At 68.9% G+C, this 11,467-nt stretch carries 12 protein-coding genes; 8 read left to right on the forward strand and 4 right to left on the reverse strand.

Translation table 11 applies throughout. From position 1 onward, the window contains the following. From AC6LJ9_RS29140 to AC6LJ9_RS29155, 4 genes are all read right to left on the reverse strand, one after another. The coding region (locus AC6LJ9_RS29140) for an HlyD family secretion protein (protein WP_498150262.1) at positions 1-719 on the reverse strand (719 nt) is incomplete at its 3' end. A gap of 20 nt (positions 720-739) precedes the next feature. Continuing rightward, the gene (locus AC6LJ9_RS29145) at positions 740-2,179 is read right to left on the reverse strand and encodes an efflux transporter outer membrane subunit (protein WP_498150263.1); all 1,440 of its coding nucleotides are present in this window, start codon (positions 2,177-2,179) and stop codon (positions 740-742) included. Positions 2,180-2,274: 95 nt separating this feature from the next. Then, positions 2,275-2,715: a MarR family winged helix-turn-helix transcriptional regulator gene (locus AC6LJ9_RS29150; protein ID WP_233772925.1), complete on the reverse strand. Its 441-nt coding sequence runs from the start codon at positions 2,713-2,715 to the stop codon at positions 2,275-2,277. A 101-nt stretch (positions 2,716-2,816) separates the two neighbouring features. After that, the gene (locus AC6LJ9_RS29155) at positions 2,817-3,695 is read right to left on the reverse strand and encodes a DMT family transporter (protein ID WP_498150264.1); all 879 of its coding nucleotides are present in this window, start codon (positions 3,693-3,695) and stop codon (positions 2,817-2,819) included. 84 nt (positions 3,696-3,779) lie between these two features. Here AC6LJ9_RS29155 and AC6LJ9_RS29160 point away from each other — a divergent pair, with 84 nt between their 5' ends. The 8 genes from AC6LJ9_RS29160 to AC6LJ9_RS29195 all read left to right on the forward strand — a co-directional run bounded on the left by AC6LJ9_RS29160 (position 3,780) and on the right by AC6LJ9_RS29195 (position 11,361). Next, positions 3,780-4,724 carry a DMT family transporter gene (locus AC6LJ9_RS29160; protein ID WP_212318756.1) on the forward strand — a complete coding sequence of 315 codons (945 nt, stop codon included), beginning with the start codon at positions 3,780-3,782 and terminating at the stop codon, positions 4,722-4,724. A 63-nt stretch (positions 4,725-4,787) separates the two neighbouring features. Further along, the gene (locus AC6LJ9_RS29165) at positions 4,788-5,777 is read left to right on the forward strand and encodes a quinone oxidoreductase family protein (RefSeq protein WP_212318754.1); all 990 of its coding nucleotides are present in this window, start codon (positions 4,788-4,790) and stop codon (positions 5,775-5,777) included. 188 nt (positions 5,778-5,965) lie between these two features. After that, a complete protein-coding gene (gene styD / locus AC6LJ9_RS29170; RefSeq protein ID WP_498150265.1) occupies positions 5,966-7,465 on the forward strand; it encodes a phenylacetaldehyde dehydrogenase StyD in 1,500 nt (499 codons plus the stop codon). 83 nt (positions 7,466-7,548) lie between these two features. After that, positions 7,549-8,430: a transporter gene (locus AC6LJ9_RS29175; RefSeq protein ID WP_212318750.1), complete on the forward strand. Its 882-nt coding sequence runs from the start codon at positions 7,549-7,551 to the stop codon at positions 8,428-8,430. A 27-nt stretch (positions 8,431-8,457) separates the two neighbouring features. Then, complete coding sequence (locus AC6LJ9_RS29180; RefSeq protein WP_498150266.1) at positions 8,458-9,654, forward strand: amine dehydrogenase large subunit; 1,197 nt, start codon at positions 8,458-8,460, stop codon at positions 9,652-9,654. Further along, complete coding sequence (locus AC6LJ9_RS29185; RefSeq protein ID WP_498150267.1) at positions 9,651-10,205, forward strand: MauE/DoxX family redox-associated membrane protein; 555 nt, start codon at positions 9,651-9,653, stop codon at positions 10,203-10,205. The genes AC6LJ9_RS29180 and AC6LJ9_RS29185 overlap by 4 nt, the downstream gene beginning before the upstream one ends. Before the next feature lie 12 nt (positions 10,206-10,217). Continuing rightward, the gene (gene mauD / locus AC6LJ9_RS29190) at positions 10,218-10,859 is read left to right on the forward strand and encodes a methylamine dehydrogenase accessory protein MauD (protein ID WP_212318744.1); all 642 of its coding nucleotides are present in this window, start codon (positions 10,218-10,220) and stop codon (positions 10,857-10,859) included. After that, positions 10,843-11,361, forward strand: a complete 519-nt coding sequence (locus AC6LJ9_RS29195) for a methylamine dehydrogenase light chain (protein ID WP_103275383.1) — start codon at positions 10,843-10,845, stop codon at positions 11,359-11,361. Before mauD ends, AC6LJ9_RS29195 begins: the two co-directional genes overlap by 17 nt. Positions 11,362-11,467 lie beyond the last annotated feature (106 nt).

Consider the following 11,467-nt stretch of genomic DNA (forward strand, 5'->3'; position numbering starts at 1 on the left):
CGCTTGCCGACCTGGGCGCTGCGGCGCGCCACCACGCCGCCGACCGGCGCGGGCAGCACGGTGCGCGATTGCGCAAGCCAGGCATTGCGCAGGCCGGCGACGGCCTGCTGCACGTCCGGGTGCCCGGCCACGTCGGTGCCCTGGGTCAGCGCCTGGTTGGTGGCGAGCTTGGCGCGCGCGGCGGCCAGCGCGGCCTTGGCCTGGGCCAGGCCGGATTGCGCGGACTTCAGTGCGGCTTCGGCGTGCAGGATTTCCTCGCCGCTGACGCCGCCGGACTTGGCCAGCTGCTGGCGGCGGCTGACGTCGCTCTGGGCGCGGGCCAGCTCGGCCTGGGCGCGCACGATGTCGGCGCTGCGCAGGTCGACGTCGGCGGCCAGCGCATCGTTCTGCACGTAATAGGTGCGGACCTGGCGCACGGTCTGGGCCAGCTTGGCCTGGGCCTGTTGCAGCGCCACGTCGGTGTCGGCGGAATCCAGGCGCACCAGCGGCTGGCCGGCGGCCACGGTCTCGGTGTCGTCAGCCTCGATGGCGACGATGGTGCCGGGCACTTGCGGCGTGATCTGCACCAGATTGCCGTGCACGTAGGCGTCGTCGGTGTTTTCGAAATGGGCGCCGAACAGGGCCCACCAGATGCCGTAGGCGATGGCGATGAGCACGAAAGCGCCGGTCGCGAGCAGCAGCAGGCGTTTGCGGGCGGGATTGGTAGCGGGAGCGTTCATGACGTCTGAATCCGGGTCGGTCAGTGAGTGGTGGCGCCAGCGGGCGCGGGCTGGGCGTCAGGGGCGGCGGGCGCGGCGGGCGTGTAGCCGCCGCCCAGTGCGTAGGCCAGGTCGGCGTCCAGCTGGTAGGCGCGGATGCGCAGGTCGGTGTCGAGACGGGCCTGGGTCAGCACGCCCGTCTGCGCGATCAGCACCGACAGGTAATTGCCCATGCCGGCCTTGTAGCGCTTGACGGCCAGGTCGTAGGCCGCGTCGATGGCGGCGCGCGCCTGGCGCTGCTCGCCCCGTTCCTGGTCCAGCAGGCGCAGGCCGTCGAGCGCATCGGCCACCTGGCGCACGGCGTCCAGCACGGACTGGTTGTAGTCCGAGATCGCCAGGTCCGCGTCCGCGCGGCGGCCCGCCAGGTTGGCGTTGAGCGCGCCGCCGTGGAAGATGGGCAGCGAGATCGCCGGACCGATGCCGGCCATGCGCGAGGCAGCGTCCAGCAGGTTGCCGGTGCCCATGGCCTGGAAGCCGGCGAAGGCGGTCAGGTTGATGTTCGGATAGAACTCGGCCTTGGCGGTGTCGATGGCGTGACGCGCGGCTTCGGCGCGCCAGCGCGCGGCCACCACGTCGGGACGACGGCCCAGCAGGTCCAGCGGCACGCTGGCGGGCACGCCGCCGGCCGGCGCGACCAGCGCCGTCTCGGTCAGCGACTGGCCGCGCTGCGGGCCGGCGCCGGCCAGCGCCGCGACCTGGTTGCGCAGCTGCGCCAGCGTGGTCTCGACTTGCGTCAGTTCGACCTTGCCCGCGGCCAGCGATGATTCCGCCTGCTTGACCTCGACCTGCGTGTCCAGGCCGGCCGAGTAGCGGCCGCGCGTCAGTTCGAGCACGTCGGCGCGCTGCGCCAGCACGCGCTTGAGCACGCTGCGCTGGGCGAAGCCGTTCTGCAGATTGAGGTAGGCGCGCACGACGGCGCTGGCGAGCAGGTTGCGCGCGGCCTGCGCATCGGCCGCCGCGGCCGCCTGCTGCGAGACCGCTGATTTCAGGCGCGAGCGGTTCTTGCCCCAGAGGTCCAGTTCATAGCTGAAATCCAGCGCCAGCCGGTTGTCGCTGACCACCGAGCCGCCCAGCGGGGCAGGATAGATGTACTGCTTGGACAGGTGCTCGCGGTTCAGCGTGTAGTTGGCGTCCACCTTGGGCAGCAGCGACGAGCGCGCCGTGCTGACGGCGGCATTGGCCTGGGCCAGGCGGGCCTGGGCGGAACTCATCGACGGGCTGTTGGCCAGCGCTTCATCCACGAGGGCGTCGAGCTGGCTGTCGCCGTAGCGCTGCCACCAGTGGTCGGCGGGCCAAAGCGCATTCTGGCCGGTGAGTCCCAGCTTGGTCGCGTCCAGCGCCGGCACGGGTTCGGGGCCGGGTTCCATCAGCGCGCAGCCGCTCAGGGCGAGCGCTAAAGCGGTAGTGAGAAGGCGTTTCATCCTGACGGTTTGCTGAAAGTAATTGATTAATCTGTATTTGCCTAGGCAGATATTATGCCAAAGAAAACCCGCCTGGGCGGGGATGCGCGTGTGCGTCAGCGCTCGGGCGCGCTGCTACAGGCCGAGCCGTTGGCCAGCATGCGCATCATGAAGTGCTTGAGTTGCTGCACCTCGTCGGCGCTGAAGCCGCGCAGGTGATGATTCAGCACGTGGGCGATGTTGTTCGGAATCTCGCGCGCCTTGGTTTCACCCAGCTCGGTGAGTTCGAGCTTGACCACGCGGCGGTCGGTCTGGCTGCGGTTGCGCCGCAGCAGGCCCTTGGCTTCCAGGCGATCCAGCGTGCGCGTCATGGCGCCGGTGTCCGTACCGGTCAGCCGCGCCAGCTCGGCGGGCGTGTCGGCGCGGCCGCGATACAGCATGGCGACGGGACGCCATTGCATGGCGGTCAGGTCCAGCGGCGCCATTTCCTGATCCAGCATGCGGTTCAGCGAGGAAGAGACCAGCTTGATCAGGTAGCCGGCGTTGTCTTCCGTCATGCAACTGTCGTTGCCGCGATAGTGGACGACGGCGTCGGGATTGGGTGTTTCGGCATTCATGAGGCCGAATTTTACTGCCTAGTCAGTTATTGTCAAGGCTGTTACTGTGCGGTAGGTTCCGAGGCCGCGGCCGCCTTGCGCAGGCCGGACCAGACGATGGCCGTCACGATCAGCGCGGCGCCGGCCAGCATGCGCGGCGTGGGCTGCTGGCTGAACAGCGCCCACGCGAAGGCGATGGCGTAGACCGGCTCCAGCGCGATGACCAGCCCGGCGCTGCGGGCGTTGAGACGGGTCAGGCTGGACACGAACAGGTAGTGCGACAGCCCGGTGCAGAACACGCCCAGCAGCGCCAGCCAGAGCCAGTCCACCGCGGCGACCGAGGGCAGTTGCGCCGCCGCGAAGGGCAGCATCACCAGGGCCACCACCAGGTTCTGCCAGCAGGCGACCTGCATCGGATCCATGCCGGAGGCTGAACGGCGGTTGCTCAGGGCCAGCAGGGCGAAGGTCAGGCCGGACAGCAGGCCCCAGGCCAGGCCGACGGTGCCCTGGTCGGCCAGGTCGAAGGACGGCGTCACCAGCACCAGGCCGGCGGTGACCAGGCCCAGCAGCAACCATTCGGCCGGCCGCACGCGCTCGCGGAAGATCAGGCCCTCGAACAGGGTGATGAAGGCAGGGAAGCTGGCGAAGCCCAGCGTGGCGATGGCGATGCCGCCGACCTTGACCGAGACGAAGAAGGTCACCCAGTGGGCGGCCAGCAAGGCGCCGGAGATCACCAGCACGAACAGCTGCGCCGGCGTCAGCGCGCCCAGCAGCGGGCGGCGGCGCATGCGGGCGAACAGGCCCAGCGCGGCGACGGCGAAGACGGCGCGGCCCATGGTGATGACCACGGCGCCGGCCTGGATCAGTTCGCCGAAGACGCCGGTCAGGCCGAACAGCACGGCGGCGATGTGGATGTAGGTCAGGGCGCGTTGTCGGGTCATGCTGCGAGGGAAGGGGCGTTGCGGAAAAGATGAATGCACAGGCAGGGCGCGCGGAAGGGCGCGCGCTGAAACTAAAATCATCGCATGAATCGCCTTGCCCGTTTTTTGCCCCTGAGCCATCCGTCCAGCCGCGCGGCGGGATATTGCCTGGCGACGCTGGGCGCCGTGCTGTTCTCGGCCAAGGCGATCGTCGTCAAGTTCACCTACCGCTATGGCATCGACGCGGTCACGCTGATCGCGTTTCGCATGCTGTTCGCCATGCCGTTCTTCGCCGCCGTGGCCTGGCACCAGTCGCGCCGCGCCGCCCGTGGCGAGATCCCCGCCCTGAGCGCCCGGGAGCGCCTGCAGGTCTGCGTGCTGGGCCTGATCGGCTATTACCTGTCCAGCTTCCTGGATTTCCTCGGGTTGCGCTATATCACCGCCAGCCTGGAGCGCCTGATCCTGTTCCTGTCGCCGTCGCTGGTGGTGCTGATGTCGGCCTTCTGGCTCAAGCGGCCGGTGGCGCGCCGCCAGTGGCTGGCCATGGCCTTGTCCTATGCCGGCGTGGTGCTGGTGTTCGCCCACGATCTGAGCTTTGGCGGGGGCGGCGAGGTGCTGTTAGGGTCTTTGTTCGTTTTCGCCTCGGCGACAAGCTATTCTGTGTATCTCATCTGTTCCGGGGAACTGATCAAGCGGGTCGGCGCGACGCGGCTGGTGGCCTATGCCATGCTGGTGTCCTGCGTGGCCTGCATCGCGCAGTTCTTCGCGGTGCATCCCGCTACGATGCTGCTCCAGCCCGCCGGGGTCTACGGCTACTCGCTGATCCATGCGACGCTCAATACCGTGGTGCCGGTGTTCATGCTGATGTGGGCAGTGGCGCGCATCGGCGCCCCGACCGCCTCGTTGCTGGGCATGGTCGGCCCGGTGTCGGTGCTGTTCCTGGCGGCCTGGTTCCTGGACGAGCCGATCACCGCGTGGCAGATGGCGGGCACCGCCCTGGTGCTGGCCGGCGTGCTGGTGCTGACGGCCGGCGCCAGGCCCGCGCGCTGAATACCGATTTTCGTTTTATCCGCGTTATTCCCTCACGCATCACTCGCATGAAAGGAGGCCAGCATGGCCAGCAATCTCGTCAAGGCAATTCGTATCGAGCAGCATGGCGGTCCCGAGGTCCTGAAGCTCGCCGAGGTGGAAGTGCCGCCGCCGGCCGCCAATGAAGTCACCATCCGCCAGCACGCCGCCGGCCTGAACTTCATCGATATCTATTTCCGCACGGGCTTGTATCCGCATCCGCTGCCGCACGGCCTGGGCTTCGAGGCCGCCGGCGAAGTCACCGCCGTCGGCGCCGACGTCAAGCACCTGAAGAAGGGCGACCGCGTCGCCTACGGCCAGAGCCCGATCGGCGCCTACGCGCAGTCGCGCAACGTGCCGGCCAACCAGGTCGTCAAGGTGCCCAAGGGCATCGGTTTCGACGAGGCCGCCGCGCTGATGCTCAAGGGCCTGACGGTGCAGTACCTGTTCCGCCAGACCTACCGCCTGCAGGGCGGCGAGACCATCCTGTTCCATGCCGCCGCCGGCGGCGTGGGCCTGATCGCCTGCCAATGGGCCAAGGCGCTGGGCGTGAAGCTGATCGGCACGGTCTCCAGCCCCGAGAAGGCCGAGCTGGCGCGCGCCAACGGCGCCTGGGAAACCATCGACTACTCGCGCGAGAACGTGGCCGAGCGCGTGCTTGAGCTGACTGGCGGCAAGAAGGTGCCGGTGGTGTACGACGGCGTGGGCAAGGACACCTGGGAAACCTCGCTCGACTGCATCGAACCGCGCGGCCTGATGGTCAGCTTCGGCAATGCCTCGGGCCCCGTGTCCGGTGTGAACCTGGCGGTGCTGAACCAGAAGGGCAGTCTGTACGTCACGCGTCCGTCGCTGGGCGTGCACGTGAACACGCTGGAAAAGCTGCAGGCCGCGTCCGACGAGCTGTTCGGCCTGGTGCTGAAGAAGAAGATCAAAGTCCGCATCGACCAGCGCTACGGCCTGGAGCAGGCGGGCGAGGCGCAGACCGCGCTGGCGGCGCGCAAGACCACCGGCGCGACGGTGCTGATGCTGGACTGATCGACCCCGCGCGGGCGGTGCTCCCTGGCGGGCGCCGAGCCACGATCCGGCCCGGATGCTCTCGCGGCGTCCGGGCCGCTTCCTTTTGCGGCCTGTGCGCAGAATGACAAATCCCCATGCACGCGCCGACAAGTGTCCGCCGGACGCCGGCGCTATCCTGGCCTCCACCTATCCGTTGGAGCGCCAGCATGCCGTCCACCCTCACTCCGTCCGCCGCCGAACGTCCCGAACTGGGCGCCATCCGCGAGCACATGCTCATCGACGGCCAGCCCGTGCGGTCGGGGCAGGGCGAGTCCATCGCGGTCCATGATCCGGCCACCGGCGAGATCATCGCGCGCGTGCCGGACGCCGGCGCCGCCGAGATCGACCAGGCGGTGCGCTCGGCGCGGCGCGCGTTCGAATCCGGCCCCTGGCGCGACATGCTGCCGTCCGGGCGCGAGCGCCTGCTGCTGGCGCTGGCCGATCTGGTCGAGCGCCACGGCGCCGAGCTGGCGCGCCTGGAAACGCTGAACAACGGCAAGCTGCTGGGCGTGGCCCAGGGGCTGGAGGTCGGCGCGGGCGCGCAATGGCTGCGCTACATGGCCGGCTGGGCCACCAAGATCACGGGCGAGACGCTGTCGCTGTCCATCCCCTTTCCGCCGGGAACCCAGTACAGCGCCTATACGCTGCCGCAGGCGGTGGGCGTGGTCGGTGCCATCATTCCCTGGAACTTCCCGCTGCTGATGGCGATCTGGAAGATCGCGCCGGCGCTGGCGGCCGGCTGCACCGTGGTGCTCAAGCCCGCCGAGGAAACGCCGCTGACCGCATTGCGCCTGGGTGAACTGGTGCTGGAAGCCGGCTTTGCACCCGGCGTGGTCAACGTGGTCACCGGCCGGGGCGAAACCGCCGGCGCCGCGCTGGTCGCGCATCCGGGCGTGGACAAGATCGCCTTCACCGGCTCCACCGAGGTCGGCAAGCTGATCGGCCGCGCCGCCGTCGACGACATGAAGCGCGTGTCGCTGGAATTGGGCGGCAAGTCGCCGGTGATCGTGCTGGACGACTGCGATGTCGATCGCGCGGTGCAGGGCGCGGCGGCCGCGATCTTCTTCAACCAGGGCCAGGTCTGCACCGCCGGCTCGCGCCTGTATGTGCAGCGCGGCCTGTACCAGAAGGTGGCGCAGGGGCTGGCCGACGTGGCCGCCAGCATGAAGCTGGGCTCGGGCTTCGACGCCGACACGCAGGTCGGTCCGCTGGTATCTGCGCGGCACCAGCAGCGCGTGCTGGACTACATCGGCCTGGGCCGCGCCGAAGGCGGCCGCGTCATGGCGGGCGGCGAGGCCGGCGCGGGCGCGGGCTATTTCGTGCGGCCCACGGTGTTCGCCGACGTCCGGCCCGATGCCCGCATCGTACGCGAGGAGATCTTCGGCCCGGTGGTGGTGGCGCAGCCCTTCGACACGCTGGACGACGCGGTGCGTCTGGCCAACGACAGCGTCTTCGGCCTGGGCGCCAGCATCTGGAGCAACGACCTGTCGCGCGTGCAGCGCCTGATCCCGCGCATCGCGGCGGGCACGGTCTGGGTCAACACGCACAACATGCTGGATCCGAACATGCCGTTCGGCGGCTTCAAGCAGTCGGGCATCGGCCGTGAGCACGGCCGCGCCGTGATGGACATGTACCTGGAGAAGAAATCGGTTTGCATCGCTTACTAGGCTAGAACACCAAAAACGGCGCGCGCGGATCAGACCGGGACACAACGGCGGCCGCGCCGGCGTCGACAACCAAGGGGAAGTGCATGGCAGGCAAGATCGGTTTCCGGTCTCGCGCAGGGGCGGCGTTCGCGCTGGCCTGTGCCGGGGCCTTGCAGGCGGCGTGGGCGGGAGACCCCAGCGCGCGCGATTGGATACCCGCGCCGGTGGGGACGAACATCATCGCCGGCTACATGGCGGGGTTGCGTTCGTCCGGCGTGTACACGGCGGGCAAGCGCGCGGACGGCGTGTCGGTGGACGTGGACATGCTGATCTACCGCCAGATGCACTACCGCGATTTCTACGGCAAGACCGTGCAGCTGGAATTCATCGTGCCGATGAGCCGGACCACGCAGGAAGCGCCCGGCGCGCCGCGCGACCGCAAGTCCGGCATCGGCGACGTGACGCTGGGTTCGGCCATCTGGCTCTACAACAACGACCAGACCAAGACCTGGTTCGCCTGGGAGCCCTTCATCACGGTGCCGGTGGGCCGCTACGACGGCTCGCGTCCGGACGTGTCGCCGGGCAAGAACCGCTGGTCGACGGTGCAGGATTTTTCCTTCGTGCAGGGCGTGGGCGAGTCCACTTTCCTGGAAGCGATCGCCGAGGTCGAGATCTATGGCCGCAACACCGACTGGTTTGGCCAGACCCTGAAGAAGGATCCGTCGCTGCGCCTGTTCGCGCTGGCCTCGACCAACCTGACCGAGAACACCTACACCGGCGTGCGCTACCGCTATGAGACTGGCGGGCGCGAACGCTCCGGCGGCCAGACGGTGACCAGCCGCGCGCGCAATCACCAGCTGGCGCTGGAGCTGACGCACCAGATCAATCCGTCGAACCAGATTCAGCTGCAGTACATCCACGACCTCAAGGTCGAGAACGGGCCGCGCATGCGCGGCGTGCAGATGCGCTATGTCTACGCATTCTAGGAACAGGATCATGAAAGGAGACAGACAATGAGTGCGCTACGTGCAAGAACACGCGCCGCGCGGGCGGGAGGCTGGGCGCTGTGCGCCGCGCTGGCCACCGCCGCCGGCGCGTCCTGGGCGGACCTGCCCGTGGAGGAATTGAAGGGCGGCACCCGCCTGCCGCCGGCCACGCCGCATCGCCTGTACGTCATGGACGCGGCCTTCAACCACCTGGTGGACAGCCGCGTCAACCTCTACGACGGCGACAGCCTGAAGTTCCTGGGCTTGGTGCCCACGTCCTTCAATGGGCACATGACGGTGTCGAACGACGGCAAGGACATCTATGTGATGACGTCCTACTACGAACGCCTGAACCGCGGCAAGCGCATCGACGTGGTCGAGGCCTGGGACGCCGAGGCGCTGACGCCGAAGTACGAGGTGGCCATTCCCGAGAAGCGCGCCCAGGCCCTGAACTACCGCAACTACCTGCGCCAGAGCACCGACGGCGGCCTGCTGTTCGTGCAGAACGCCACGCCGGCGACCTCGGTGACGGTGGTGGACCTGAAGACGCGCAAGTTCACCGACGAGGTCACGGCCACGGCCGGCTGCTGGAGCATCATCGTGCCGCCGTCGCGGCCGCGCGGCTTCGCCAGCATCTGCGGCGACGGCGCGCTGCTGACCGTGGACCTGGACGACAGCGGCAAGCCAGCAGGCCAGCAGCGCAGCAAGCCGCTGTTCGACGTGGAGAAGGATCCGATCTTCACGCACACCGAGAACGTCGGCGATACCTTCTACTTCGTGTCCTACCAGGGCAATGTGTACAGCGCCGACATCGGCGCCAAGGACGTGACCCTGGGCGAGTCCTGGTCGCTGCTGGACAAGTCCGGCAAGGATCGCGGTTGGCGTCCGGGCGGCTACAACGTGCTGGCGGTGAACCGGGCCAACAAGCGCCTGTACGTGGGCATGCACCCGAACGGCGCCGAGGGCACGCACAAGACGCCGGCCGCCGAGATCTGGGTCTACGACCTGGCCACGCGCAAGCGCGTGGCGCGCATTCCGGGCCAGGGCGCGCTGTCCATGTCGGTGTCGCAGGACGACAAGCCCCGGCTCTTCACCATCGATGGCGGCAACGTCAATGTCTACGACGCCGCGCCGGCCGCGCCGGTACTCAAGGGCACCATCAAGGGCGCGGGCGAGACGGCGCTGCAGGTCGAGCCGCAGCCCTGGACGGGAGCGGCGAAATGACCGACCCCGTGCTCTTCTACTCGGCCAGCGCGGCGCTGGCCTGCGTGCTGCTGCTGGGCGCGCTGGACAAGTTCCGCGACCTGCCCGGCTTCGCCGCCGCCGTGTCGGCCTACGAGATCCTGCCGGCCGGCTTGAGCGCGCCGTTCGCGCTGCTGTTCGCCCTGGCGGAAGTCGCGGCGGGCGCGCTGCTGCTGACGCCAGCGTGGCAGCCGGCGGGCGCGGGCCTGGCGCTGCTGGTGCTGGCCACGGCCACGGCCGGGCTGGCGTTCAACCTGGCGCGCGGCCGCCGCGACCTGGACTGCGGCTGTTCCGGCCCGATGTCGCGCCGGCCCGGCGCGCGCGGCACCGGACTGTCCTGGTGGCTGGTGGCGCGCAACGTGGCGCTGGCGGCCTGGACCGCGCCGGTGCTGGCGGCCGGCGCCGCCGGCCTGTCGCGCGGCTTGCTGTGGACGGACGCCGCGTCGGTGTTCGGCCTGGCCGCGAGCGCCGTCGCCCTGTACTTCACGGCCAACCACCTGTTGGCTTCGCATCTCAAGCTGCAAGCAATCTGAAGGGAGCGTCACATGGATGCCTTGATCATTTCCAATTTCCTGCTGTGGGGCGTGCTGCTGTGCCTGGTGCTCGTCATCCTGGCCCTGTCGCGCCAGATCGGCGTGCTGTATGAACGCGTCGCGCCGATGGGCGCGCTGACCATGGACCGCGGCCCGGCCGTGGGCGAGGCCGCGCCGCGCTTCGACATCAACGACCTGCTGGGCCGTCCGGTCGCGGTGGGTGGCGGCGGCGCGCAGAGCCAGCTGCTGTTCTTCCTGTCGCCGTCGTGCCCGGTGTGCAAGAAGCTGCTGCCCATCCTGAAGTCGGTGGCCGGCACCGAGCACGCGTGGTTGCGCATCGTGCTGGCCAGTGACGGCGAGATGCCGGAGCACCTGGCGTTCTACCGCCAGGCGGGGCTGGAGCGCTTCCCGTACCTGCTGTCCACCGAGCTGGGCATGAAGTTCCAGATCAGCAAGCTGCCCTACGCGGTGCTGATCGACGAGTCGGGCACGATCCGCGCCAAGGGCCTGGTCAATTCCCGCGAACAGCTGGAAAGCCTTTTCACCGCCAAGGAACTGGGCGTGGCGTCGGTGCAGGAATTCCTGGCCACTGGCGCGACCCTGGACGAGACCCGCATTTCGCGCAAGGAGAACCGCAATGCACTGGCTGGATAAGCTTGGGGAGCGCGCCGCGCGCTCCGTCGCCCACGCCACCTCGCGGCGCAGCGTGCTCAACCGCATCGGCCGCCTGTTCGTCGGCGCCGCCTTCATCATGCCGGTGCTGCCGGTGGCGCGCGCGGCGCCAGCCGCTGCCGCCAAGAAGCCGCAGACCGACGAGACTGCCTGCGACTACTGGCGCTACTGCGCGGTGGACGGCTTCCTGTGCTCCTGCTGCGGCGGCAGCATGACGTCCTGCCCGCCGGGCACCTCGCCGTCGGCCGTGTCCTGGGTCGGCACCTGCCACAATCCGCTGGACGGCAAGGACTACCTGATCAGCTACAACGACTGCTGCGGCAAGACCGCCTGCGGCAAGTGCATGTGCGCGGCGGCCGAGCGCGAGCGTCCGGGCTATCAGATGTTCCTGCACAACGACGTGAACTGGTGCATGTCGAACGAGTCGTCCATCTTCCACTGCACCACGTCGGTGATCGTGGGCCTGGCCAAGCCCAAGCCATGAACGGGACCAGGCGTTTCGTCGGGGGGCCGCGCCGGCACGCGGCGATCCTGGCGCTCGCCTTGCTGGCGCCGCTGGCGGCCTGGTCGCAGGACGTCTCCTATACACA

The sequence above is a fragment of the Achromobacter sp. 1011811831 genome (assembly GCF_059760905.1).